At 60.2% G+C, this 23332-nt stretch carries 24 protein-coding genes and 1 tRNA gene; 12 read left to right on the top strand and 13 right to left on the bottom strand.

The window, feature by feature from the left end:
- Positions 1-15 precede the first annotated feature (15 nt).
- Both tgt and queA read right to left on the bottom strand, forming a co-directional pair.
- Positions 16-1131, bottom strand: coding sequence for a tRNA guanosine(34) transglycosylase Tgt (gene tgt / locus J3P89_RS04865; protein ID WP_305501181.1), 1116 nt, complete (start codon positions 1129-1131; stop codon positions 16-18).
- Between the two features lie 14 nt (positions 1132-1145).
- On the bottom strand, positions 1146-2195 hold the full coding sequence (gene queA, locus J3P89_RS04860; protein ID WP_305498973.1) for a tRNA preQ1(34) S-adenosylmethionine ribosyltransferase-isomerase QueA: 1050 nt from the start codon (positions 2193-2195) through the stop codon (positions 1146-1148).
- 108 nt (positions 2196-2303) lie between these two features.
- Here queA and J3P89_RS04855 point away from each other — a divergent pair.
- Positions 2304-2388 (top strand) — tRNA-Leu (locus J3P89_RS04855).
- 345 nt (positions 2389-2733) lie between these two features.
- Entirely contained in the window at positions 2734-3063 is a 330-nt protein-coding gene (locus tag J3P89_RS04850; protein WP_434696864.1) for a hypothetical protein, read from the top strand.
- 115 nt (positions 3064-3178) lie between these two features.
- On the opposite strand, the gene J3P89_RS04845 is transcribed toward J3P89_RS04850, so the two are convergent.
- Both J3P89_RS04845 and J3P89_RS04840 read right to left on the bottom strand, forming a co-directional pair.
- The gene (locus J3P89_RS04845) at positions 3179-3865 is read right to left on the bottom strand and encodes a tetratricopeptide repeat protein (protein ID WP_434696863.1); all 687 of its coding nucleotides are present in this window, start codon (positions 3863-3865) and stop codon (positions 3179-3181) included.
- Positions 3866-3879: 14 nt separating this feature from the next.
- Complete coding sequence (locus J3P89_RS04840; protein ID WP_434696862.1) at positions 3880-4551, bottom strand: hypothetical protein; 672 nt, start codon at positions 4549-4551, stop codon at positions 3880-3882.
- A gap of 151 nt (positions 4552-4702) precedes the next feature.
- On the opposite strand from J3P89_RS04840, the gene J3P89_RS04835 reads away from it, so the two are divergent.
- The gene (locus tag J3P89_RS04835) at positions 4703-5470 is read left to right on the top strand and encodes a hypothetical protein (RefSeq protein WP_434696861.1); all 768 of its coding nucleotides are present in this window, start codon (positions 4703-4705) and stop codon (positions 5468-5470) included.
- A gap of 10 nt (positions 5471-5480) precedes the next feature.
- Here the strand turns inward: J3P89_RS04835 and J3P89_RS04830 are convergent, their stop codons facing one another.
- From J3P89_RS04830 to J3P89_RS04815, 4 genes are all read right to left on the bottom strand, one after another.
- On the bottom strand, positions 5481-5840 hold the full coding sequence (locus tag J3P89_RS04830) for a DUF6124 family protein (protein ID WP_434696860.1): 360 nt from the start codon (positions 5838-5840) through the stop codon (positions 5481-5483).
- Positions 5841-6245: 405 nt separating this feature from the next.
- The gene (locus J3P89_RS04825) at positions 6246-6941 is read right to left on the bottom strand and encodes a hypothetical protein (protein WP_434696859.1); all 696 of its coding nucleotides are present in this window, start codon (positions 6939-6941) and stop codon (positions 6246-6248) included.
- A gap of 61 nt (positions 6942-7002) precedes the next feature.
- Positions 7003-7488, bottom strand: coding sequence for a hypothetical protein (locus tag J3P89_RS04820; protein ID WP_434696857.1), 486 nt, complete (start codon positions 7486-7488; stop codon positions 7003-7005).
- A 255-nt stretch (positions 7489-7743) separates the two neighbouring features.
- Positions 7744-8628 (bottom strand): AraC family transcriptional regulator, encoded by an 885-nt coding sequence (locus J3P89_RS04815; protein ID WP_434696856.1) that lies wholly within the window; start codon positions 8626-8628, stop codon positions 7744-7746.
- Between the two features lie 99 nt (positions 8629-8727).
- Here J3P89_RS04815 and J3P89_RS04810 point away from each other — a divergent pair, with 99 nt between their 5' ends.
- A complete protein-coding gene (locus J3P89_RS04810; RefSeq protein ID WP_434696855.1) occupies positions 8728-9480 on the top strand; it encodes a hypothetical protein in 753 nt (250 codons plus the stop codon).
- A 50-nt stretch (positions 9481-9530) separates the two neighbouring features.
- Entirely contained in the window at positions 9531-10064 is a 534-nt protein-coding gene (locus tag J3P89_RS04805; protein ID WP_434696854.1) for a carboxymuconolactone decarboxylase family protein, read from the top strand.
- Between the two features lie 50 nt (positions 10065-10114).
- Here J3P89_RS04805 and J3P89_RS04800 read toward each other — a convergent pair whose 3' ends face one another.
- Positions 10115-10666, bottom strand: coding sequence for a helix-turn-helix domain-containing protein (locus tag J3P89_RS04800; protein WP_434655853.1), 552 nt, complete (start codon positions 10664-10666; stop codon positions 10115-10117).
- Positions 10667-10794: 128 nt separating this feature from the next.
- On the opposite strand from J3P89_RS04800, the gene J3P89_RS04795 reads away from it, so the two are divergent.
- From J3P89_RS04795 to J3P89_RS04780, 4 genes are all read left to right on the top strand, one after another.
- Complete coding sequence (locus J3P89_RS04795; protein WP_434655851.1) at positions 10795-11577, top strand: aldolase; 783 nt, start codon at positions 10795-10797, stop codon at positions 11575-11577.
- 19 nt (positions 11578-11596) lie between these two features.
- The gene (locus tag J3P89_RS04790; protein ID WP_434696852.1) at positions 11597-12484 is read left to right on the top strand and encodes a dihydrodipicolinate synthase family protein; all 888 of its coding nucleotides are present in this window, start codon (positions 11597-11599) and stop codon (positions 12482-12484) included.
- A gap of 93 nt (positions 12485-12577) precedes the next feature.
- Positions 12578-12838: a DUF2024 family protein gene (locus J3P89_RS04785; protein WP_434628485.1), complete on the top strand. Its 261-nt coding sequence runs from the start codon at positions 12578-12580 to the stop codon at positions 12836-12838.
- Position 12839: 1 nt separating this feature from the next.
- Positions 12840-13133, top strand: coding sequence for a Rho-binding antiterminator (locus J3P89_RS04780; RefSeq protein ID WP_434696850.1), 294 nt, complete (start codon positions 12840-12842; stop codon positions 13131-13133).
- 35 nt (positions 13134-13168) lie between these two features.
- Here the strand turns inward: J3P89_RS04780 and J3P89_RS04775 are convergent, their stop codons facing one another.
- Positions 13169-13945 (bottom strand): hypothetical protein, encoded by a 777-nt coding sequence (locus J3P89_RS04775; protein WP_434696849.1) that lies wholly within the window; start codon positions 13943-13945, stop codon positions 13169-13171.
- 96 nt (positions 13946-14041) lie between these two features.
- On the opposite strand from J3P89_RS04775, the gene J3P89_RS04770 reads away from it, so the two are divergent.
- From J3P89_RS04770 to J3P89_RS04760, 3 genes are all read left to right on the top strand, one after another.
- The gene (locus tag J3P89_RS04770; protein ID WP_434696848.1) at positions 14042-14539 is read left to right on the top strand and encodes a hypothetical protein; all 498 of its coding nucleotides are present in this window, start codon (positions 14042-14044) and stop codon (positions 14537-14539) included.
- 579 nt (positions 14540-15118) lie between these two features.
- The gene (locus J3P89_RS04765; RefSeq protein WP_434696847.1) at positions 15119-16126 is read left to right on the top strand and encodes an RHS repeat-associated core domain-containing protein; all 1008 of its coding nucleotides are present in this window, start codon (positions 15119-15121) and stop codon (positions 16124-16126) included.
- A 154-nt stretch (positions 16127-16280) separates the two neighbouring features.
- Positions 16281-17366, top strand: a complete 1086-nt coding sequence (locus J3P89_RS04760) for a diguanylate cyclase domain-containing protein (RefSeq protein ID WP_434696846.1) — start codon at positions 16281-16283, stop codon at positions 17364-17366.
- On the opposite strand, the gene J3P89_RS04755 is transcribed toward J3P89_RS04760, so the two are convergent.
- Genes J3P89_RS04755 through J3P89_RS04745 form a run of 3 tightly spaced genes read right to left on the bottom strand, consistent with a single transcriptional unit; the run spans position 17350 to position 22926 of the window.
- On the bottom strand, positions 17350-19701 hold the full coding sequence (locus J3P89_RS04755; RefSeq protein WP_434696845.1) for a TonB-dependent receptor: 2352 nt from the start codon (positions 19699-19701) through the stop codon (positions 17350-17352). The two genes, J3P89_RS04760 and J3P89_RS04755, sit on opposite strands and share 17 nt — an antisense overlap.
- 1 nt (position 19702) lies before the next feature.
- Positions 19703-22054, bottom strand: a complete 2352-nt coding sequence (locus J3P89_RS04750) for a 7TM-DISM domain-containing protein (protein WP_434696843.1) — start codon at positions 22052-22054, stop codon at positions 19703-19705.
- 35 nt (positions 22055-22089) lie between these two features.
- Positions 22090-22926 carry a response regulator transcription factor gene (locus tag J3P89_RS04745; protein ID WP_434696842.1) on the bottom strand — a complete coding sequence of 279 codons (837 nt, stop codon included), beginning with the start codon at positions 22924-22926 and terminating at the stop codon, positions 22090-22092.
- Between the last annotated feature and the right edge of the window lie 406 nt (positions 22927-23332).

The raw sequence follows: 23332 nt of genomic DNA, 5'->3' as shown, positions 1-23332 counted from the left end.
TAGGGATCGGAAAACTCAGTCCAAAGGCGGAACAGGCAACCCGCGCTTGGCATAGAAGGCCTCGACAAAGGCGGCCAATGTACCCTGTTGGATAGCCTCGCGCAAACCAGCCATAAGCACCTGATAATGGCGCAAATTGTGGATGGTATTGAGCATGCTGCCGAGCATTTCGCCGCACTTGTCCAAATGATGCAGATAAGCGCGGGAGAAGTTCTGGCAGGTATAGCAATCGCACGTCGGATCGAGCGGCGAATCATCATGGCGATGGAACGCGTTACGGATCTTCAGCACACCAGTGTCGATGAACAGATGCCCATTGCGGGCATTACGGGTTGGCATCACGCAATCGAACATGTCCACCCCGCGGCGCACACCCTCAACCAGATCTTCCGGTTTGCCAACGCCCATAAGGTAACGAGGTTTGTCAGCGGGCATCTGGCCCGGCAGGTAATCGAGCACCTTGATCATCTCGTGCTTCGGTTCGCCCACCGACAGGCCGCCAATCGCCAGGCCGTCGAAGCCGATCTTGTCGAGGCCTTCGAGCGAGCGCATGCGCAAATCCTGGTGCATGCCGCCCTGGACGATGCCGAACAGCGCCGCGGTGTTTTCGCCATGGGCATTCTTCGAGCGTTGGGCCCAGCGCAACGACAGCTCCATCGACACCCGCGCCACGTCTTCATCGGCCGGGTACGGCGTGCATTCGTCGAAGATCATCACGATGTCCGAGCCCAGGTCGCGCTGCACCTGCATCGACTCTTCCGGGCCCATGAACACCTTGGAGCCGTCGACCGGCGAGGCGAAGGTCACGCCCTCCTCCTTGATCTTGCGCATGGCGCCGAGGCTGAACACCTGGAAGCCGCCGGAGTCGGTCAGAATCGGGCCTTTCCACTGCATGAAATCGTGCAGGTCGCCGTGGGCCTTGATCACTTCCATGCCCGGACGCAGCCACAGGTGGAAGGTGTTGCCGAGAATGATCTCCGCGCCCGTGGCAACGATGTCACGCGGCAACATGCCCTTGACCGTGCCGTAGGTGCCCACCGGCATGAACGCGGGGGTTTCCACCGTACCGCGGGGGAAGGTCAGACGACCGCGACGAGCCTTGCCATCGGTAGCAAGCAACTCGAAGGACATGCGACAGGTGCGACTCATACGGTTTCCTCGGGCCCGCGTGGCGCGGGGTTACGGGTGATGAACATCGCATCACCGTAGCTGAAAAAGCGGTACCCATGCTCGACGGCGGCCTGGTAGGCGGCCATGGTCTCGGGATAACCGGCGAACGCCGAAACCAGCATCAACAGCGTGGATTCGGGCAAATGAAAGTTGGTGACCAGGGCATCGACCACATGAAACGGCCGGCCCGGGTAGATAAAGATGTCGGTGTCGCCACTGAACGGCTTGAGCACGCCATCGCGCGCGGCGCTTTCTAGGGAACGCACGCTGGTGGTTCCTACCGCCACCACCCGCCCACCGCGGGCGCGACAGGCCGCCACGGCATCGACGACTTCCTGGCTGACTTCCAGCCATTCGTTGTGCATGTGGTGATCTTCGATGCGCTCCACGCGCACCGGCTGGAACGTGCCAGCGCCGACGTGCAGCGTCACGAACGCCGTCTCCACGCCCTTGGCGGCAATCGCCTCCAGCAACGGCTGGTCAAAATGCAGCCCCGCCGTCGGCGCCGCTACCGCCCCCAGGCGCTCGGCATACACGGTCTGATAACGCTCGCGGTCCGAACCTTCGTCCGGGCGGTCTATATAAGGAGGCAACGGCATGTGCCCGACACGGTCGAGCAGCGGCAACACTTCTTCGGCAAACTCCAGCTCGAACAACGCATCATGCCGCGCCACCATCCGCGCCTCACCGCCGCCGTCGATCAAGATCGACGAGCCCGGCTTGGGCGACTTGCTCGACCGCACATGGGCCAGCACCCGATGCCCGTCCAGCACCCGCTCCACCAGAATCTCCAGCTTGCCGCCGGAGGCCTTCTGGCCAAACAACCGCGCCGGAATGACTCGGGTATTGTTGAACACCATCAAATCGCCCGGGCGCAAATGCTCAAGCAAATCAGTGAATTGACGGTGAGCCATGGCACCGCTGACCCCGTCCAGGGTCAACAGTCGACTGGCGCGACGCTCGGCCAGAGGGTGGCGAGCGATCAGCGAATCCGGGAGTTCGAAGGTAAAGTCAGCAACACGCATGATGGGGTTCGTCTAGCAGGGCCGGAAAGTCTAGCGGAATTATCAAAAATTCACCATGAAACGTGATTGACCAACGGTAGGCACCTCTCTATACTTCGCCGCCATTGAGCCCTGATGGCGGAATTGGTAGACGCGGCGGATTCAAAATCCGTTTTCGAAAGGAGTGGGAGTTCGAGTCTCCCTCGGGGCACCATCTTAAAGAAAGACCTTGAAATTCAAGGTCTTTTTTTTCGCCTGCAGGAAAGTGGCTTTGCCGCGAGCAACGCAAATCCCACCCCAGGGCGCCCGCGGTTGTGGCGAGGGGATTCATCCCCGCTGGGCTGCAAAGCAGCCCCAAATACCCAACCCCTAATGTGAAAGGATCTGTGGCAAGGAAGAACTGGTGGTAGGAAAAAACCCGTGGCGAGGGAGCTTGCTCCCGCTTGAGCGCAAAGCGCTCACAAAAGAGTCACTGCCCACACCGATACTGCGAGTTGCCACCGCCAAGGCATAAACCACCACCCCACCCTCCTCACCCAGTCACCAAGGATTTCACCTCATGGAATTGCTGCTGGAAACGGTCGCTCTTTACTCGCTCAAGCTGGCTTATGAGACGGAGGGTCACAGCCCGATTTTGCGGGATGATCCGTTGATGGGGGGTTGTGATCGGGAGGTTTTTGGGTTGTTGGTGCGGCGGGGGGATGTGGCTGGGATTCAGATTGAGATCAGTTGGTGCTTGGATTTGGCGCTAGGGGCGGTTGGAGGAATGGATACGGTACTAGGCCGAGAACTGCATCATCTGACGGCGGCGTTTACCGCCGTGCAGGAGATGGATGGCCTCAATGCTCCGCTCACGGCGCTTAAAGCCTATCTGAAAGACATTTTGTGAACCGCAGCGCTCGATAGGCGAAACGCCAGGGCCTGAGAGAAATGGCTAGCCCCGAAACTACACATGTTTCAGGACCAGACAATCCAGCGCAACCCACGCGGAACCAACTCTTACATTACGGCATGGAAATCCTGTACTCGGCGAGCTTGGCCTTATGCTCCTCACGCACGTACTTCTTGTCGACGATCTGCGAGAACTTCACGAAGTCAGTCTTGGCGTCGTCCTTATCGCCCAAATGGTCGTAAGCGATCCCACGCGCGTAATAGGCCCAAGCATAGTCCGCCTGGCGCTCCAGGCCGGTGCTGAATGCTTCAGCGGCCTCTCGGTACTGACCCAGGTCAGTCAGCGCGAGGCCCAGATGATAGTAGGTCGGCATGTGGAAGCCCGAACCCTTTCCGGCTTCTCCCAGCCCGTTGTCGAGGTTGTATTGCACAAGTTCCAGCGCTTTTTTGGGATTGCCAGCGTCACGATACATGCCGCTCAAATCCAGGTTGGCGCGCGCATCAGGCTTGCCCGCCAATTGGATGGATTTTTCCTTGGCAGCCACGGCTTCAGGGAAATGCTTGAGGTTACTGTGGGCGTCGGCCTGCACCGCGTAAATCAAACTTCGCAGCGAGGCGGGCAGGGTATTTTTCTGCAGGCATAGATCACCCTCCTGCAGCACCAGAGGGTAATTTTCGGCTTTGGATGCCTTCATCTGATTTGTACAGTGCGCGAGGTTGGCTTTTTGCGGGTTCTGCATCCCGGCACATCCTGTAAGGATGAAGGAGCAAGCGATCAGTGCGGGCCAGCGAGCATTCATGAAAAGCATCCTTGTCAGTCGAACAGACGAGCGTTGAGGTCAGGGCGATATACCTGCAATAGCGGCGGGGTCACGGTGCCTTGCAGGGAGCAGAACACGGTGGTGTGCCCTGCCAGCGGCGGTGTTGTGTCGCCCGTGTCGACCATCAACACGCGGTCTACGAAACCAAACGGAGTGGCGACGCCGGGGCCGGTCAATCCTTCGGTGCGCCATTGGCCGATCGGGTCACCGACGCGGCGAATTTCGGCGCGGGTGATGGCTTTGCCCTGACTGACAAAGCGCGCGTTATCGACGATCAACGGCTTTAGTTTCGCGGCTACCTCTTGCGGTGAGCCATCGGCTACGAAACCCCAGAACAGAAAGTTGCCGGCATTCTTGATGGTTTCGGCCTGGTTGTAATAGCCAACCATATGCACGCCGTTGACGATCAGGGGCGTTTCGAAGCGTTGGTAAGTGCCACCTTCCTGCAGCGGGCTCATGATGGTCGGCGCCTTGACCGAGCCATAATCACTCAGGCGCACGGTACCTGCCGGCAAGCGGGCGGCGCGCAGGCTCTCGAAGAAATGCGCATCGCAACGAGAAAACTCCGTCAGCAGTTGTTCGGGCGTAGTGACGGTCTGAGCCTGGGCAGTGTTCGAAGTGGCGACAGCGAGCAAAGCAACGCCGAAAAAAACGGAGCGGAACATTAGAATCATCCGTGAGGTGGAAACGAAGGCTGTCGGCTTATGAGTCGAGAACTTTAGCAACGCGGCCGTGTGGGAGAAGTCCAGGGGGCTGGAGCATCCAGATAAGGGCACGCAACCAAGGAATGTCTACCGCATTGAAGGACTCAGATTGATGTCAATTTCCATAGGGACTTTCTTCTACCCTTACCTAAATTTTCTCCACGGCGCGGCCTACAACCTGCACCAGATCCTGGAGGGGCTTGGCGTCGTCTCATCGACCTTCACCGGGCGTAACGACGCAGGGCAAATCGTCGGAGCCTACAGGTCGCCCGACGAAGCGATGGTGAACACGCTTGGCTATCTGATGATGCTGTCACTGCTGCTGACCCCCTTGCTGGCAGCAGCCGCCTATACGGTGGGCAAGAAAAGAGGCGTGCTCATCTTCTTCGCGCTCTTACTCCTACCGGGAGCGTTGAACTGCCTGGGTCTTTTTCCCAACATCAATTACCTGCCCATCCGTTACGCCATCAATGGCGTGGGGAAACTGGGCAGCGAGATCGGGCTGATCCCCTTGTTGATGCTTTGCGCCATCACCGGATGGGCCGTCATGGTGCTTATCTATGACAACCTCAACCTGACCGAACGCTTCCGTCAGATATACGATCACTTCTGGTTTCCACCACGCCGCCTAATCCGCTTCCTGTTCGTCAGGCCAGCATTTTGCCTCGGGCTTCCTTCGGATTCGCAGTCACCCGCGACACCCTTGCCTCTGGCTAACACTTCCCCTTGCCGGGTGTGTAGAGGACTTGCACTTCCAAGTCACCAGCGTGGCCACCACAGCCAAGCTGGTTGCGCTTGCGCGCAACGCGCCATGCCTGGCGCACGCACAAAAAGAGGCCTTGCTAGGCAAGACCTTTTTTCTAATCCAGGCGGCGCGTAGCGCTGCTGCCCTACCTCACCTCAACAATATCCAAAGCCCGATTCGCCAACAGCTCACTCAACTCAATCACCTGCAAAATCCCCAACGCAACATGTCTCCTCGACCCTTCCAGATCAAACGCCAAATCACTGATCATCGCATTCGCCGAAGCCAAGCTCTCGCTCAGATTCGCAAGCAAACACTCCGTGTCCACATCAGGATCAATACGAAAAAGCGTGCTGGAATTCCCGGACGTTTCGCCCTCAGGCTTGGGTTTCAGATAGAAATTCAACGCGCGGTTGGTGGCGTCTTCGAGTTTCTTGTTGCGGGCGGATTCGGCGCGGGATACGGATTCGTCTGCCGCAGGTGGGTTTGGAGTAACTTTTGCCATCGTCTTGCTTCCTGTAGTTGGAGCCATCACCCGCTCGCGACTAAACGATGGGAGGCAGCTGTACGCAGGTTAGTCGACCGGGGAAACAAGAAACCGGCGCGTCCGAGGACGCCCTGCGCACAGCCACCATCAAGTGCAGGATGGGAACCCCGACTGGATGACGCCTTGCACAACCTGTTTCACCCTGGGCGACTAAACCCGATCACTGATGAGCAGTGACAGGACTCAAACTACCGACGCGGCCTGGGGCGCACAAGCCGGCGGATTCTGGCGTAGTTGTAGGTAAAGGCGCAAGGTGATGTGGGCTTACGGGCGGGGGGCGTCCGGTGTCTGACAGCCCCGGCTGACGCAACGGCCATCCATCGCCCCTGAACCATGAGGCAGCACTGCGGTTCGCCTGGGCAGTTATTGTTTCAGGTCTTCAATCAGCTTGCCGACTGCCAGATCGGATACCCGGGAAAACGCCGCGCGCAGTGCTTCGGGATCGGTGGCGTACTGTTCAGGGGTGTAAGCGAGGGTATTGCTTTCATTGAATGGCGAGATGGTATTGAAGTTGCGCCAAACCGATGTACCGCCGCGCTTCATGAATCCGTTCACGCCAATGACCGGGTAAAGCACGGTGCTGTAGTTTTTCAGGCTCAGCCCCCACTGCATGACCATGATCTCAACGTCGGCGTCCGCTTTCTCGCCTTCGGCCACAATGGTGAACAGCCCTTCTTGCTTGATGCGCCTTTCGAAGCTTTCACGCACCAGCTTGCCCACATCGATACCATGGGCCTGCATGTTGTTCAGGATCGCCTGGGAAATATCCACCGTCGCGCCGTCTGCCGCCTTGGTGCCCGCGACCGAGCCGGCGCCGGTCAATGCGCTGGTGGCGGCGCTGGATGCTCCGGCCGCCATGCCGGTTGCGGCACCTGCCCCGGCACCCAAGCCTGCTCCCCAGGCCTGAGTCATGCTGGTGTACTTGAAGTTCTGCACCGCAAAGTACACCGGAAGGATCTTGATGGTTTTGATCTGGGGGCGGTCTTCGACACTCAACGACTTGGTGACACACCCGGAAAGCAGGGCGACCGAAAGCAACGCGAGAAACAGCTTTTTCATGGGAGGGAAAACCGATTACGTGGATGAATGAAAGCCCTGGGGTGCAAGACCTACCAGTCTTTCAATAGAGGCGGTCTTCTTCCTTCATCCGGTAAATCCGACCGAACGTCATGAAGGAGATCCCGAGAAACACTAACGTCAGCAACACCCCGCCAGCCATGATGAGGAAGCCAGAGCGATACGTATGGAGCTCGGCGGCGATGCTGCTGATTCGAGGAAACCAGCTTGAGTAAAGCAGCGGAACGTCCCCGCCTACTTCGAACTGATGGTGTTCGTTATAGCGTTGGTCCGCGTAATCGTCTTCGTGGACTTGCTGGTCACTGTCGGTATACCGGTAGTGAATGATCATGCCGTTTTCATTCATGGGAATGCTTTCAAGTTGCGTCACGGTGCCTTTCACCTCGACAGCACTCCATTGAATGGCCCCATAGATGGTCCCGGAGTGTTTTGCCAGGGAGGCCAGTAGCAGCAACACACAGCAAGCCACGGTCAGCAGAACTATTCGGTTATAGAGATGATCTTTTTCAGCTTCACGTGGGTAGAACATGCTCGGTCCTTCGTTTGAGTGTTTCTTGCGCAACGCTATCGGCGTCCGATCCGACTACTTGAATTTGATCCAGCGCTTCGCCCAAATTGGCTGAGGCGCTCAGGATGGGAGAATCAGGAGTATCCCAGCGCAAGCGTCCTCGCACGGGTTGAAGTGCCGGCATTGCTAGCCAGAACGTTCTCAACGGCGCAAGGCGACGTGGCCTTGCGAACGCGGGTCGTCAGCGTCTGTAGGCCTTTACTGACGCGACCTGCCTCATAAGCCAAAACCAGCTTTCTGGCCTGTGGCTATCTGCGCCAACCAATCCCGAGGGGACACTCCGACCTTGGCTGTGAACGCCCGTGAAAGTGCCGATGGGGTGGTGTAGCCAAGCTCTTCGGTCAGGCTCTTGATGGATTCGCCTTGGCGCAAGCGGCTCTGGGCCAGGGCGATGCGCCAGGTGGTGAGGTAGTCGGCGGGGGTTTGGCCGACGATGTCGCGGAACGTGTTGGCGAATGCGGTGCGCGACAGGCAGGCCTGTTCGGCCATGCGCTCCAGCGTCCACGCGGCGCCCGGGTCTTCGTGAATGGCGACGAGCACTCGCGCCAGTCGCGGGTTTGACAGCCCGGCGATGAGACCCGGGCGGATACCGGCTTCCTGCTGGTGATCAAGCAGCCAGCGCAGCAGTTGCAGCACCACGACTTCGAACAATCGGTCGGCGAGCATTCGCTGGCCGCAGCGCACGTGGTCGGTCTCGGCGAACAGCAGCTCCAGCGCGGCGTGCAGGCCCGGTACCTGCGCCAGCGGCAACGCGATCAAGGGCGGCAGTGCCCGCGCCAGGGGGTTGCGTGCGCCGCCCTCGAACATCAGTCGCGCACAGGTGAAGTCGGAGCCTTCCGCCGGGGGGTTATGGAATTGATGGGTGATCGGGCAGGGATAAAACAGCAGCGACGGTTCTTCGAAGCTCATCGAGGGCAAGCCTTGCCCACCGGGGTGGCTGACTTTTAGCTGACCGCGACGAAGCACGTGCAGGTAGCCGAACCCCTCGCCGGCATCAAAGCGATTTACACCACACAGGGCGCCGGTGTGGTGCAACTGCGCTTGCACGCGGAAGTGGTCGAGGATGCCGGAGAGCCGGTCCAGGGTTGGAAGTGTTTGCATTCTGAACGAATAGCTACGTTAGGCGTACGTTAAGAGCCAAATAGTACAGACCCGCTCCTTATACTGCCAGCACCACCTCACTTGGCAGAAGGGCCCACCATGAAACTCTCTCGATCTCCCCTCTTTTGCGCCTCGTTGTTGCTTGGCTTGAGCGCCAGCGTCAGCGCGCACGACGCCGCACATCAAAACGGCATAACCAGCAAACCGGCGAAGGCTGTGAAGGCGCCTTTCGATATCGTCCACACGAGCATCACCACTGAAGGCAATGTGGCGATTTTCCACATGGCCGTTTCCGGCAAGGCCGGCACCGTACGCCCTGCCGCCAGCGGCAAACTGGCCGGCAGCAGCGTGTTCTCGTATGTCTGGCCAACCAGCCTGGACCCTTCGGTGATCGGTTTCGAGCCGAAGTCCGGAATCCTGGCCTTCGCCGTCACGTCACACCCCGACTTCGACGATACCCCGCTGTTCGACGAGAACCGCGACGGGCGCCTGGATAACGATGGTGATCTTTGGCATTCGCATTGGGTGGTGCTGCAGCCCGACCCGGCCTGTGGGAAAGATGCGCTGAAAGTCGTCGACATTCCCGCAGGGGCCAAGCCTCGCGTGCCCAAGACCTGGCCAGGGTTGCCGATCCTGATCGACAGCCCGGGGTGGACCCCGACGATCAATCAGAAAACCGTCGAGGTGCGCGTGCCGTTTGACGACATCGGCCCGGTCGAGGCCGGCGCGTTCGATGGCGTCACGGCCGCCCTGCGCGTGAACGCGAGCGTGCACAACCCGCTGCTGTGTGTCGCCGACGTGTTCAAGGTGGCCTCGGGCGATCTGTCCCTGCCCGGCAAGGTCAAGCACTGACACCGCCTCGCCTCCCTGTATTGCCCCCCGTCCCATCACTGGAGAAACACATGACTCGTATCAACATTCAGCCACAACAAACGCCCGCCGCCAGCCAACCAATGCTGGCCCAGATTCAACAGGCCTTTGGCGCAACGCCCAACATGTTCAAGGGCGTAGCCAATTCTCCGGCCGCGCTGCAAAGCATGTGGGCGGCCTTCGGCGCCCTGGGCCAAGGCACGTTGGGTGCCCGGCTTGGCGAGCAGATTGCGGTAGCCGTGGCCAACCGCAACCGCTGTGAATACTGCCTTGCCGCGCACACGGCCCTGGGCCAAAAGGCCGGTGTGTCTGCGACCGACATGGCCGCCGCCCAGCGCGGAGAATCCAGCGACCCCAAGACGGCAGCGGCCCTGGCGTTCGCCCTGATAGTGGTCGAGCAGCGCGCACAGGTGACTGACGCCGATGTGCAGCGCCTGCGGGACAACGGTTTTGGCGATGAACAGATTGTCGAGATCATCGCTCATGTCGCGTTGAACCTGTTCACCAACTACATCAACGTCGCGTTGGACATTCCTGTCGACTTTCCCAAGGTCGCCCTGAGATAAGCCTGACCGAGTCCCGCCCGGTATCGGGCGGGCTCACGTTGGCCGTGGTCCTACTCCGCCGCTTCGGCGCTGTGCACAACAACCAGCAATTGGGCCTGGACGTCGCCAACCGAACGCAGGCGATGGGGTTTCTGGGCATTGAAATGCAAGGCGTCACCGCGGTTCAGCAGCACGCGCTCGTTCATGAAGTCCACTTCCACCTGGCCTTCGTGAACAAACAGGAACTCCTCGCCCGTGTGTTCCTTGAACGCATGATGCGCCGCGAATTCGGCCGGGGGATAAAGGATGAAGGGTAGCAAGGTTCGCTCGGAAACCTGATGGGCCAACACTGCGTATTCAGAGCTGCCAGGGTTCGCCGCAAGCGATTGGCGATCTTCACACCGCACCAGGCTGTAGCTGTCGAGCGGGACGTTTTCCTCGGAAAACAATTCCTCGACTTTCACGTTCAACGCCTTGGACAGCTTGAGCGCCGTGGCGATGGAGGGCGTGCTCAGACCCCGTTCCACCTTGGACAGGTAGCTCTTGGTCATCCCGGTTTTTTCGGCCAGGACGTCCAGCGTCACGCCGAGTTTTTTTCTGAGCAGTTTCAAGCGAATGGACATAGATAACCATCATTTCCATGGAAGCGGACAATCGGCGATTGCCAATGACACTTTGTGTCATATAGTCTACTTAGTGTCATTAGCACAGCCATCCCCAAGCTTCAGTGACGCGAATCAGGAGAACGGATATGAGCAAGACCCTGGCGACACCAAAGGACCAATTGGTCCAGCATGCTGTTAACCAGATGCAGAAATCACTGCCGGATAATACGTGGACTGTACGACAAAAGCTGGCACTGACCTGCCGCATTCTGTTCGAGAACGGCCACGACTCAGGCCTCGCCGGGCAGATCACCGCGCGCGGGCCGCAACCCGGCACTTACTACACCCAGCAATTGGGTTTGGGATTCGACGAGATTACCGCTGGCAACCTGCTGTTGATCAACGAGGACCTGGAGGTGCTGGAAGGCCATGGCATACCCAACCCGGCGAACCGCTTCCACAGCTGGGTCTACCGCGCCCGGCCGGATGTGAATTGCATCATCCACACCCACCCTACCCACATCGCCGCGCTGTCGATGTTGGAGGTCCCGTTGCAGATTTCCCACATGGACCTCTGCCCGCTGTACGAAGACTGTGCGTTCCTGGAAGGCTGGCCGGGCGTGCCGGTGGGTAACGAGGAAGGCGACTTGATCGCCGGCGCCCTGGGCGACAAACGCGCCATCCTGCTTTCCCACCATGGCCAGTTGTCGACCGGCGAGACCGTGGAAGAAGCCTGCAACATCGCCCAACTGATCGAGCGCGCCGCGAAACTGCAACTGCTCGCCATGGCCGCCGGCGAGGTGAAACCGATCCTGCCGCACCTGGGTCGCGAAGCCCACGACTGGATCGCCCGCCCCAAGCGTCACGCCGCCGCCTTCAACTACTACGCCCGGCAGAACCTGCGCCAACACGCCGATTGCCTGAACTGATCCCATTAGGAGCGAAGCCATGCCTACCCCGAACATCCACGGCATCATCGGTTACACCATCACCCCTTTCTCTGCCGACGGCCAGGGCTTGGACCTGGACGCCTTGGGCAGGTCCATCGACCGCCTGATCGAAAGCGGCGTGCATGCTATTGCACCCTTGGGCAGCACCGGCGAAGGGGCCTACCTCAGCGATGCGGAATGGGACCAGGTCAGCGAGTTCAGCATCGCCCACGTCGCCGGCCGAGTGCCGACCGTGGTCAGCGTGTCTGACCTGACCACCGCCAAAGCGGTGCGCCGCGCGCGTTTTGCCCAGGATCACGGCGCCGATGTGGTGATGGTCTTGCCAGCTTCTTACTGGAAATTGAGTGAGGCGCAGATCCTCACGCATTATCAGACCATCGGCGCCAGCATCGACGTGCCCATCATGCTCTACAACAACCCGGCCACCAGCGGCATCGACATGTCCGTGGAGCTGATCCTGCGGATTTTCAACGCGGTGGATAACGTCACCATGGTCAAGGAGAGCACCGGCGATATCCAGCGCATGCATCAGCTGCATCTGCTGGGCGAAGGCCAGGTACCGTTCTACAACGGCTGCAATCCACTGGCGCTGGAAGCCTTCGCGGCTGGCGCCAGAGGCTGGTGCACCGCTGCGCCGAACCTCATCCCGCAGCTCAACCTCGACCTGTACGAAGCCGTGCTGGCCAACGACCTGAACAAAGCCCGGGCGCTGTTCTACCGACAATTGCCACTGCTGGACTTCATTCTCAAAGGAGGCTTGCCCGCCACCATCAAGGCCGGTTTGCGCACCCTCGGCCTGGAAGTCGGCGACCCGCGCTTGCCGGTCTTCGCGCTCGACGATGCGGGCAACAGCCGATTGAACGCGATGCTGAACCAGCTGCGCTGATTTCTTCCTGCCCTTGCGACCCGAGCGGATCAACGTGACCTGCTCGGTCGCTCCGGCAAGCTGCCTTGATACCCTCGCGACGGAGAGAACCTCATGACCATCAAAGTCTATGACACACATGTCCGCACCCAAGACGGGCGATACCTGCATTTTGACGTGCTGATCGACCGCAACGACCTGGATTTTGCCCAATCCTGCGCGCGACGTTTCCTGGCCGAACAGGGCATCGAAGATCAGGACATTACCTTGAACGACTGCCGTTTCTGCCACGTCGAGCCGAGCAACCCCGAGATAGTCGAGGCCATCAACCGGCAGGGCTTTTTCATTCTCAAGCTGCAAGGCTGCGAGGCGTGAAATGGATACCTACAAACCGCTGCACTGCGACCTGCATGACTACCTGGAAATCGCCTGCCTGTGCGGCTACACGCTGGACATCGAGCTGACTGACGGCCAATGCCTGACCGCCCGCGCGATCACCACGCGGACCGCCAGCACCGGGGAGGAGTTTCTCGAAGTTGAAACTGTTGATGTTCGTCAGGAGATCCGCCTCGATCGCTTGCTGGCGATTACGCCGCTGAACAGCAACGCCAGGTTCGGCCGAGTTGTGCTGGCGGTGGGTGAACAGGTAAGTCGTTCGTATGATGGATAAGTACGTAAGGCAGCCCGTATTGTTTCCTTTCGCCGTCAAGAGATGGGATAGGCCGCGTTAAACGCCGATGCAAAATCTTCCGCTTTCGAAAAGAGCAGCATCTCAACGTCGCCTATCTCGACATCGAGTTTTCGAGAGACGTCCACCAGCAATCCGATGTAGGTCGGGTAGACATCGGTCGTTGCAACTCGAGGCCAGCCCTGTTCCCGCGCCCGGGTCTTCAAGCGCGGCCAGCAGGCGTTGAGCTGCGTATTTCGCCCCGCCAAGTGCGGAAACCACCAGCGTTGCTCATCACCGTGAAGCATCTGCAGAACGTTCAGAGAAAATGAGACCCGCGCATCGAAGATGGCGTGCTCGTTTGGATTCGAAAATGCCGCCACCTTCGACCACGAGGCGATTCCCTTGTGATTTACCGGCACTTGTCCCTGCGAAACGATTTGAACGTAGCCCTGCATCGTCGCCGGCGCATTTCTTTTCACACCTCCCCAGACTCGCACCGCGTAGTCCGCGAGTACCGCCCTTTGTTCGGGCGACGCCGCCCATTCTCGGGAGGCATGTCGCTTCAGTGCGCGCGTCTTTTCGTACCAGTTCGAGCCAGCTATCGCCCATTCAAACGATTGGTGAGCGAGAGCGGTATCAAACTTCCAAGTGTATATATGGGGAAGTGATGGCAAGTGCTGCGTGGCATAAGAAAGCAGCGTTTTTTCGAGAGACTGCATCGACAGGGACCACGTATTGAACGAGGCGGCCATGTTAGTTGACTTCGTTACGTGCAGCGAACTTTCGATGTCCTGCTTGTTTTCAGCAACCACAGCCAAAAATAGTCCTCAGCTCGACAATGGCACTGAGGCATCAAGCTCGGTTATCCTGCCCTCACTTCAATCTGATCGATCAAGGACGAAATCACCATGAAAGCTCCCGGGAAATTCGATCTTGAGGCGCATGGCGCAGGCTGGTACCCCTGGGCGGAAATCAGCAATTGCTTCTGGCCCGGGGTCGGCAAAAGATCCGCCGGCGTGGACCCCGTTCTCGCGCAGATGGTTGCAGCGAAGGGTGTCTACTGCATTGCCTGGAGAGCCACCGGGAAGGTGGCTCCTGACAATCCGACCGTCCAGTACATCGGGCAAACGACCAGTTTCAAGTTTCGCATGGGGCAATTTGCCAGGTCTGCAGGTCTTTGGGGTGCCCAGGCTCCTGGCCATTCGGCTGGATGGCGCTGGCATGACAAGAAGGAAAAACAGTTGTCCGTGGCGTTCTTTCCGCTGCGTGGCTCAAACATCCCCAAACACATGTTGAATGGCTATTTGCATTGGTACGAGGCACTGGCCCTTGAAGCCCATCATCAACGATGCAGTGCGTTGCCGTTCGTGAACGTTCCCAAAAACGGCATCGTTGCATTGGACTGATGAAACTTTCCCGTGTCGAACAAGGTTCGGTCTAATTTTGACCATGGTCTTAGCTCTCTCTGGTTGAGGCTACGACCCGTTCGCGACTAAACGATTGAGAGGCAACTGTACGCAGGTTAGTCGACCGACGAGCTAAGAAATCGGCGCGCCCGGAGGCGCCCTGCGCACAGCCACCATCGAGTGCAGGGATGGGGATACCTGACTGATGGACGCTTGAGCGACTTAGCAACGTCGGGCGACTAAACCCGATCACTGATGAGCAGTGACAGGACCCAAGCTACCGACACCACCCAAGGCGCACAAGTCGGCGGATTCTGGCGTAGTTGTAGGCAACGGCGCAAGGCGCTGTGGGCTGGCGGGCCATTGTTGCTAGCGTCTGTCAGTCGTTACTGACACGGCTCCAGCTTCGGTGCGAGGCGCTCACGACGGGGGAACTCGTTACAGTTGCGGTTTGCTATATGAGGCGCGGTCTGGGCTGACGGCGGGCAAAGCTTCAAAAACCTAACAGAACTGCTAGCTATACAAGCTTGATAAACAAGCGGACGCTGATAGGAGATCAGTGTCGCTGGAGCCTGCCAAATGAGTGTCCCGCCCGCGCCCTCCATCAACGTCTATCAATACGATCCGCTGGATCGCTTGATCAGCGCTCATTCGATACAACGTTTTTACAACCGCACTCGTATTGCGACCGAAGTTCAGGGAGAGAGAACGACGTGCTTTTTCGAACAGGGCAACACATCACTTGCCGAGGTAAAACCCGGCGACACCATCACTTTACTCGCCACTGATCTGCAAAAAACTGTGCTGTATAACGTCCACCCTACCTTCAATCTTCCGCAGGTCTACAGCCCTTACGGCCATCGCCCGGCGGCAGACGGATCACTGAGCTTGCTAGGATTTAACGGCGAACGGCCTGATCCGGTGACCGGTCATTACTTATTGGGACAAGGTTACCGAGCGTACAACCCGGTGCTGATGCGCTTTAACAATCCGGACAGCTTCAGCCCATTCGGAAAAGGCGGCATCAATGCTTATGCCTATTGCGGGAATGACCCAATCAACTACATGGATCCGTCAGGCAGAGTGAAACTTTTCTTTTTTGCACGCAGGCTTTTCAACCAATCGAACATTTCCGGCGCGCTGAAACGGATTCAAAAAAGCGTGGGCGGTATAAAAAAAACAAAAGCGATAACAACACCAGCAAAAAGTACAACGCAAAGAGCAAGGCAAGCAGCAGCATCCCACCGTGCAGCTACGGAGCAACCAGCCGCTTTGGCGTCAAATCGCCCTCCGATTGGGGCGCCTATGACCCGGTCAAGGGAGCTCGCAATTGAAACCCTCAGTACTCCAGTCAGTAACGCTTCTACAGCTCGAAGTAGCACCGCCTTGCGCCCTATTTACAACTATGCATCGCCTGATCAATGGGACGTGCAACTCATCAGGGGTCCATCGCAACCTGCCGCTATTGCTCCAATAAAAAACTACGCTCACCCTGGCTCATGGGAAGTGCAACTGGCCCCTGATCCTATGCAGCCCTGGGTTGTTTTAGACCGCGTGGACTTTCAGGGTCGTAAATTGCCCGGCTGACATGCCCGAAACCCACACACAAAAAATCTTTCCAACCTTTCCCCTCCCGCAAAGCCCCCATCCCCTCCAGCAAACGCCCCTCCACTCCCCCTCCCCGATAATGCCCGCCTCCACTCACCCCCAACCGCTGCAACCCGAGCACCGTGTACCTCCCATGAACCTACGCACCTTCATTCGCAGCTATTGCCTCAATTCCAGGCTCGCTACGAGTGCCCTGACCCGTCTGCATAAATCCCTTTCTTCCCTGGCCGCCTATCTGGCGCAGCAGGGTTTTGATTCCAGGACTTGGCCCGCGCCCCGTGACGAAGGCGCGCTGGACCGTCACCTCAGCGACGTTTGCCCGGAGCTGGCCGCGACGGTGTTCAGCCATGCCCGCGACGGGGTGATCATGGTCGATGCGTTTGGTCGGGTCATCGGCGTGAACGAGGCGTTTACGCGGCTTACCGGTTACGCGCAGGACGAGGTGCTGGGGCGGGAGTTGAATTCTCATCGCATGGTGCGGCGGCTCGCGGCGTTTTATGCGCCGATGAAAAATGCGCTGGATTTCCACGGGCATTGGTCCGGTGAGATTCAAAGCAGCCACAAGGATGGCCGGGAGATGACGTCGCGGATCAGCATCAGCGCGGTGCATGACCGTCACGGCAACGTTCAGCACTACGTGGCGCTGTGCAGCGACATGACGCAGATGAAGCAGCGCTTGCAGTTGCTGGAGCGGGATGCGCGGTATGACGCGCTCACGCAGTTACCCAATCGCTTGTTGCTGGCCGAGCGGATGCGTCAGGCGCTGGGCAAGGCGCGCCTGCATCAGCAGAAGGTGGCGATCGCGTTTATTGACCTGGATGGGTTCAAGGCGCTGAACGACAGCTATGGCCATGACTGGGGCGATCGGGTGTTGCAGATTGTCGCGGCGCGGATCAACGCGACGTTGCGTGAGGGCGATACGTTGGCACGCCTCGGCGGTGATGAGTTTGTTGCCGGGCTGGTGGGTTTGCAGGAGGTGGAGGACAGCGAACCGTTGCTCAAGCGGATGCTGGCGGCGGCGAATGCGCCGATCCTGATTGGTGCGCAGACGGTGGAGATTGCCGCGAGTATCGGCGTGGCGTTTTACCCTGAGCATGGGCTGGAGGTCGATGCGCTGATCAGCAAGGCGGATCAGGCGATGTACCTGTCGAAGAAGGCCGGCGGTAATCGTCTGGCGTTCTGCCCGACGCGGTTCATTTCGGTCAATAGCGAAGTCTGACGGTGGTGCCGAGGGTGCGTTCGCTGCCGGTCATGACGCCGTAGTCACCGGCGCCGAGCAGTGAATAGACGGCGGTGATGTAGTTGCGGTCGAAGACGTTGCGCACCCAGCCTTCCACTTCCCAGGCGCGGTCCTGGCTGCGCAGGCCGAGGCGCAGGTTGGTCAGGCCGTAGCTCGGTTGATAGCTGCCTTCGCCGCCTTCGAGGGTGCCGTAGTAGCCGGTGCGAAAGCTGTAGTCGATGCCGCTGAAAGCTTCCAACCCGTAGGGCAGCGGATGGGTATGGTCGAGGCCGCTGCTGAGGTTCCATTCCGGCGCGTTGTAGAGGCGGTCGCCGCTGAGGTCGCAGGTCCATTGGCCCGAGGCCGGCGGGCACGGCGCGTTGGGGAAGCTGCGGTAGCGCGCATCGCTCCAGGCCAGGCCGAGGCGCCCGGTGAGTTGCGAGGTGAGTTGCCAGGCGGAATCCAGTTCGATGCCGCGCAGGCGGACTTTGCCGACGTTGATCAGATTGTCCCGCAGCGGCGGCGCGAACAGCGAGGTCGGCGGGCTGTAGGTGAGCGCCTGGTAGTTGTCGACGTCGGTCTGGTAGACGGCAAGGTCGAGCAACGCGCGCTCGTTCCAGAAGCGCGTTTTCACGCCCAGTTCCAGGGACGTGGCCCGCTCCGGCTCGAAGGTCGGCGCGGTGAACGGGCCGACCACGTCGAAGTTGATGCCGCCGGCCTTGTAGCCCCGCGACCAGCTGACGTAGCCCATCACCGCTTCGCTGAAACGGTAGCTGGCGCTGGCGAGGCTGGAGACGTTGTGTTCTTCGATCGAGTCCTCGCGGTAATAACCACGGCCGAGGGCGATGTCGCGCAGCAATTGTCCACCAGCCTGGAACACCGGCGGCAAGCCGGTCAGCGGGGCGAGGTTGCTGACGTCGCGGGAGATCCAGCCGTCCTTGCGCTCATGGCTGTAGCGCAGGCCGCCGGTGAGTTCCAGCGGGTCGATCGGGCGCCAGGAGAGCTGGCCGAAAATCGCTCGGCTGTCGCCCTTCTGCTCGCCGTCGTAATGTTGTCGGGCGCCATTGAGCAGCATCGAAGGCACCTGCCTCGGATCGGTGAAATTGATGCCGAAGAGTTTTTTCAGTTGGTCGAGCTGATCACCGACGAACCAGGGCGCGGCGTCCTTGCCGAATTCGGCATCGATATCACGGTCAAGCTGCTGGCGCAGATAGTAGAGGCCGACGACGTAGTCGACGGACGAACCGGCCGTGCCGGACAGGCGCCATTCCTGGCTGAACTGCCGATGGCCGAGCTCGGTTTCGGACTGCGCCACCGCCAGCGCGGTGCTGTCGCCGTCGCGGGTCGCGCGGTAGTCCCAGTCGCGATAAGCGGTGATGCTGGTGAAGCGCATCGCCTCGTCGAGATCCCAGTTCAATTCCAGCGACACGCCGTTCTGCACGGTCCGCGGACGGCCCGGCGCGTCGATGCGGGTCTCGCGTTTGTAAGGGTCGGGCTCCGCCAGCGGATAACCGATGAACTGGGCGCGCTTGCGGGTTTGCTGGCTGTAATGATTGGCCAACAGGACGTTGCCGGCTTCGTTTTGCTCGGCGTAGTCGGCGATCAGCCGAGCGCTGAAGTCCGGGGTCGGCGTCCACAGCAACTGGCCGCGCAGGCCCTGGCTGTCGGCGTCGCCGAGGCGGCTGCCGTCTTGCAGGTTTTCGACGCTGCCCTCGGCCGCGCTGTCGAAAACGTTGAGTCGGCCGGCCAGCACGTCGTCCTGCAGCGGCCCGGAAATCGTCCCGCGAAACTCACGCAGACCGCGCTCGCCATAGCTGGCTTCCAGGTTGGCTTCAGGCTGAAAGGTCGGCTGGCGGCTGATGATGTTCAAGGCGCCGGCGGTGGTGTTCTTGCCGAACAAAGTGCCTTGCGGCCCGCGCAGGACTTCGATGCGCTCGATGTCCATCAGCTCGGTGAAGGCCATGCCCTGGCGCGCCTGGTAGACGCCATCGACATAGGTGCCGACGCTGCCTTCCAGGCCATCGTTGTAGGCGGTGGCGCCGAAGCCGCGCAGGCCGAAACCGGCGTAACGGGCGTCATGGCCGGAGACGATCAGGCCGGGCACACGCTGTTGAATGTCTCGAAGCGAGTGCAGGCCGGCCTCGTTCAACTGTTCGCCGTAGAGGACGTTGATCGGGATCGGCACGTCCTGCGGGTCTTCTTCGCGGCGTCGGGCGGTCACCGTGGTTTCGTCGAGCGTGAGGGCGCTGGGCGCTTCTTCGCCGGCAGTCACCGATGCCCAAGGCCATGCTGAAAGACTGCCGATCAAGAGCAAGCGGTAACTCAAACCCGGCATCCTAGAACTCCCGAGCCAACGCACGACGCGCCGTGTCCGGGCAGGCCAGTGCCTTGACCCACGCCAGCAGTTCGCGGCTGTCGGCGGGTTTGAGCAGTACCGCGTTGAACTCCAGATCCTCTGGATAATCCTGCGGCCTGCGTGGCGGCACCGCCGAATAAAGCATCACGGGCAGATGACGCCAGCGCTTGCGCACTTGTCGCAGCAGTTCCCAACCGTCCATGCCGGGCATCATCTGGTCGCTGATCAGCAGGTCGACCGGTTGTTCGGCCAGGCAGGCCAAGGCCGCTTCGCCGTGGGTCGCGATGCTCACGTCAAAGCCGTAGCCGGCCAGCAGATCGTAGAGCCACTCGCTGTTCTGCTCGATGTCATCTACCAGCAGCACGTGCTTGCCCTGGCCATCAAACGGCGCGGGGTTGTTGTCGACGATGCCGTTTTCGAGGTCGTGTTCCTCGGCGCATTTGAGTTGCAGGCGAAAACTGAAGTGGCTGCCCTGCCCGATGGCCTGGGGTTCGAGGCGACTGTCCATGCGTTCGAGCAATTGCGTGACGATGGACAGACCGAGCCCGCTGCCTTCGTAGCGCTGCGCATTACGGCCGCGGCGGAACGGTTGCAGCAGTTGTTCGAATTCTTGCGGGTCGATGCCGATGCCGCTGTCGATCACGTTGAAGTGCAGTTCCACGGTGCCGGCGGTGGCGCCTGGACCTGCGCTCACTTCAAAGCGGATCTGGCCATCGCGGGTGAATTTCGCCGCGTTCGCCAGCAGGTTCATGAGCACCTGCCGAAGGCGTTTGAAGTCGGCTTCCACCAGCGGCGGCAGGTCATCGGCCAAGTTCCCCTCGAAAGTATTGCCCTGGCGCGCGGCGAGGAAACCCGCCTCGTCGGCGATCTCGTTGAGGAAGCCGTACAGGTAGCCCGGTGCGAGGGTCAGTTGCATCTGCTCCAGCTCGCCACGGGAAAACTCGAGCATTTCGTCGATCAGCTCCAGTTGCTGGCGGGCGTTGCGCTCGATCGTCGCTTGATAGTCGCGGTTGGGCCCGGCGTGCAGCAGGCGTGCGTAGTCGATGATGCGCACCAGCGGCGAACGCAGGTCGTGGCTGATCCGTGCCATCAACGCGCTGCGGGCCGCCAGGGATTCACGCAGTTGCGAGGTGCGCAGCGCCACGGTGCTTTCCAGCCGTTCGTGTTCGGCCTGGCGTTGTTGTTCTAGGGTGGACAGGGCGTGCTTCTCGCGGTTGCGGCTACGGGCGACTTCCATGAGCAACGTACACACCAGCAGGACCACGCCGGCCAGGGTCGACGACAAGCTGTACTTGCTCTGCGGAGACTGCCAGGGCAATTGTTCTTGAGGGAAGAAAATCCGCATCAGCAGTTGCCCAAGCAATAGCGCCGGCACCAGCCAGGCCATCCAGCTGTAGCTCAGGCGTCTGCGCCAGGCCATGAACAGCGTGGCGAGCAGCACACCATAAAAACTGAACAGGGCTATCTGGACTAACAGCGCGCCCTGGACCGGATCGACCTTGAGCCACCAGAGCCGGCCGAAGATGCAGCCCAACAGCGGCACCCAATAGCTCCAAGCGATGATCCTGGGCAGTTGGGATACCTGCAGCAGCACGCGGAAGTAGGCCAGGAACAGGACGAAAGAGATCGCGCTGGCGCAGGTCAGCAGCTCACGCGTCCAACCCAGCGCGCTCGGCCAGTAGATCAAATATCCGTTAAGGATGCAGGTCAGCAGGATGTAGCTGAGGACCGCGCCGGCGTTCACGCTGAGCAGTCGCGAACGGAGGATCCAGCCGACGATCAGGCCGAACGGGACGACCAGCAGGACGATGCCGAGGGTGAGCCCGTCGCTCAGGTACGTCTGTTGCTGACTGCGCAGCAGCGCCGCTTCGGACCACAGTTCCGGCTCCAGCAGCATCTGGAAGTTGCTCGTCACCCGGACGAACACCGTGGTGCTCTGCCCTGCCGCCAACGTTACCGGGAATGCCGGCTGACGCGCCGCCGGCTGCGGCCATTCGGCCAAGGGATAGGCGCCGCCGGCATGGGCGTCATGCCCCGGCTGATAGACGCGAATGTCTTCCAGGCGCGGCGCCCCGACGACCAGCATGCGCGAGCACGCCTCAGCGCTCGAATTGGTGAACTGCCATTTCAACCAGAACGCGGACCGGCTATAGCCCTGGGTCGGCCAGTGCGCGGTTGCAGCTTTGAAAGCGTTTTCGGGCAGTTGAGCGACGCGTTCCAGGCTCAGATTGGCCTGGGCGTCTTCGAAAATCTGCGCCGAGGGCATCAGGTCCAGTTGGTCAGCCCGGCAGATATCCACAGGCGCCGCGCGCAGCAGGCCTGTGGATAACATCGTTATCGTCAGCAAGAAAAACTGTAGTAGCCGCATCAGGCGCGCCCGGCCGACTCGATTTCGCTGGTGCCCAGGGTCTGCTGGCGAAACTGACTGGGCGTCATGCCGATTCGCTGGCGGAACGCCGTGGTGAAATTGCAGGCGTTGCGAAAACCCACCAGTTCGGCGACGTCTTGCACGCTCATGGCGCTTTCGGCGAGCAGATCCTGGCCGCGCCGCAAGCGGGCGTCGCGGATATAGGCAAACACGGTCATCCCCAGGTGTTCGCGAAAAATCGCCGAGAGGCGTTTTTCATGGGTGCCGACTTTTTGCGCGAGAATGCCGAGGGACGGCATGTCGTCCAATTGGTTTTCGATCAGGCGCATCGCCGCGCGCAGCACGATTTCATCGCCTTGCGGTTCCGGATCGGCCGGTCTTTCGTGGAGTGCCGGTGGCGCGCGCCAGGTCAGTTGCAGGTGGATCTTGATCCGCGCCAGCACCTCTTCGGGGGCGCAGGATTTGGGAATGTAGTCCACCGCGCCGACCGTCAGCCCTTCGAGGCGCTCCAATGAAGTATTCGCCGACGACAGGAACAGGATCGGCGTCTGCCGGGTGGCCGGTGCCTCGCGCAACAGCCGGCACAGGCTGAAGCCGTCCATTTGCGGCATGTGCACATCCAGCACGATCAGGTCCGGGCGCAGGGCGAGTGCCCGTTGATAGCCTTGATAGGCGTCGCTGGCCAGGGAGATGCGCCAGGGCTGGGTCTTCAACAGGATGAGCGTGGCGCGGATGTCTTCAGGGACATCGTCGATCAGCAGGATATGCGGCAACGCGTCGGACGCCGCCGAGCCCCCTGCCGCCGCTGCCGGCCTTTCGTATCGTCCGTTGTCCATTCGCCAGGTCTCTTGTTGTGTTCAGCCAGGTCACTGTCGCGAATTGCCAAGCGAGGAATTATGTACCGGGCCGGCAACAAATCGATATAGCGGCAGGTAAAGCGAGAACTGAAGCTACCAAATTTTTGACGGGCGATAAACGGTCGTACGATTTGGGGCGTTCACTGATGCGCGGGGATGCCGTTCGCTAAACCCTGTGGCGAGGGAGCTTGCTCCCGCTGGGCTGCACAGCAGCCCCAAAGTAGCAAACCCAATTTTCCTGACACACCGAGGTGCCTGGTTCAGCGGCCGCTTCGCAGCCCAGCGGGAGCAAGCTCCCTCGCCACGGGGTTAGTGTGAATACTTGAATGAACAGTGTTGCCACCGTCGATTCGCGGGCAGGCCCGCTCCCACAGGAATTCGGTTT

Source organism: Pseudomonas sp. Z1-14 (genome assembly GCF_051132005.1).
Taxonomy (GTDB): Bacteria; Pseudomonadota; Gammaproteobacteria; order Pseudomonadales; family Pseudomonadaceae; genus Aquipseudomonas.
This window is presented reverse-complemented; position numbering and strand designations above follow the sequence as displayed.

Excerpts from the sequence above, each read along its gene's own strand:
- J3P89_RS04835 (WP_434696861.1), top strand. The coding sequence starts at position 4,703 with ATGTCAATTTCCATAGGGACTTTCTTCTACCCTTACCTAAATTTTCTC.
- J3P89_RS04795 (WP_434655851.1), top strand. The coding sequence starts at position 10,795 with ATGAGCAAGACCCTGGCGACACCAAAGGACCAATTGGTCCAGCATGCT.
- J3P89_RS04790 (WP_434696852.1), top strand. The coding sequence starts at position 11,597 with ATGCCTACCCCGAACATCCACGGCATCATCGGTTACACCATCACCCCT.
- J3P89_RS04800 (WP_434655853.1), bottom strand. The coding sequence starts at position 10,666 with ATGTCCATTCGCTTGAAACTGCTCAGAAAAAAACTCGGCGTGACGCTG.
- J3P89_RS04750 (WP_434696843.1), bottom strand. The coding sequence starts at position 22,054 with ATGTTATCCACAGGCCTGCTGCGCGCGGCGCCTGTGGATATCTGCCGG.
- J3P89_RS04805 (WP_434696854.1), top strand. The coding sequence starts at position 9,531 with ATGACTCGTATCAACATTCAGCCACAACAAACGCCCGCCGCCAGCCAA.
- queA (WP_305498973.1), bottom strand. The coding sequence starts at position 2,195 with ATGCGTGTTGCTGACTTTACCTTCGAACTCCCGGATTCGCTGATCGCT.
- J3P89_RS04745 (WP_434696842.1), bottom strand. The coding sequence starts at position 22,926 with ATGGACAACGGACGATACGAAAGGCCGGCAGCGGCGGCAGGGGGCTCG.
- J3P89_RS04760 (WP_434696846.1), top strand. The coding sequence starts at position 16,281 with ATGAACCTACGCACCTTCATTCGCAGCTATTGCCTCAATTCCAGGCTC.
- J3P89_RS04825 (WP_434696859.1), bottom strand. The coding sequence starts at position 6,941 with ATGAAAAAGCTGTTTCTCGCGTTGCTTTCGGTCGCCCTGCTTTCCGGG.
- J3P89_RS04765 (WP_434696847.1), top strand. The coding sequence starts at position 15,119 with ATGAGTGTCCCGCCCGCGCCCTCCATCAACGTCTATCAATACGATCCG.
- J3P89_RS04830 (WP_434696860.1), bottom strand. The coding sequence starts at position 5,840 with ATGGCAAAAGTTACTCCAAACCCACCTGCGGCAGACGAATCCGTATCC.
- J3P89_RS04815 (WP_434696856.1), bottom strand. The coding sequence starts at position 8,628 with ATGCAAACACTTCCAACCCTGGACCGGCTCTCCGGCATCCTCGACCAC.
- J3P89_RS04850 (WP_434696864.1), top strand. The coding sequence starts at position 2,734 with ATGGAATTGCTGCTGGAAACGGTCGCTCTTTACTCGCTCAAGCTGGCT.
- J3P89_RS04810 (WP_434696855.1), top strand. The coding sequence starts at position 8,728 with ATGAAACTCTCTCGATCTCCCCTCTTTTGCGCCTCGTTGTTGCTTGGC.
- J3P89_RS04780 (WP_434696850.1), top strand. The coding sequence starts at position 12,840 with ATGGATACCTACAAACCGCTGCACTGCGACCTGCATGACTACCTGGAA.
- J3P89_RS04785 (WP_434628485.1), top strand. The coding sequence starts at position 12,578 with ATGACCATCAAAGTCTATGACACACATGTCCGCACCCAAGACGGGCGA.
- J3P89_RS04820 (WP_434696857.1), bottom strand. The coding sequence starts at position 7,488 with ATGTTCTACCCACGTGAAGCTGAAAAAGATCATCTCTATAACCGAATA.
- J3P89_RS04845 (WP_434696863.1), bottom strand. The coding sequence starts at position 3,865 with ATGAATGCTCGCTGGCCCGCACTGATCGCTTGCTCCTTCATCCTTACA.
- J3P89_RS04770 (WP_434696848.1), top strand. The coding sequence starts at position 14,042 with ATGAAAGCTCCCGGGAAATTCGATCTTGAGGCGCATGGCGCAGGCTGG.
- tgt (WP_305501181.1), bottom strand. The coding sequence starts at position 1,131 with ATGTCCTTCGAGTTGCTTGCTACCGATGGCAAGGCTCGTCGCGGTCGT.
- J3P89_RS04840 (WP_434696862.1), bottom strand. The coding sequence starts at position 4,551 with ATGTTCCGCTCCGTTTTTTTCGGCGTTGCTTTGCTCGCTGTCGCCACT.
- J3P89_RS04755 (WP_434696845.1), bottom strand. The coding sequence starts at position 19,701 with ATGCCGGGTTTGAGTTACCGCTTGCTCTTGATCGGCAGTCTTTCAGCA.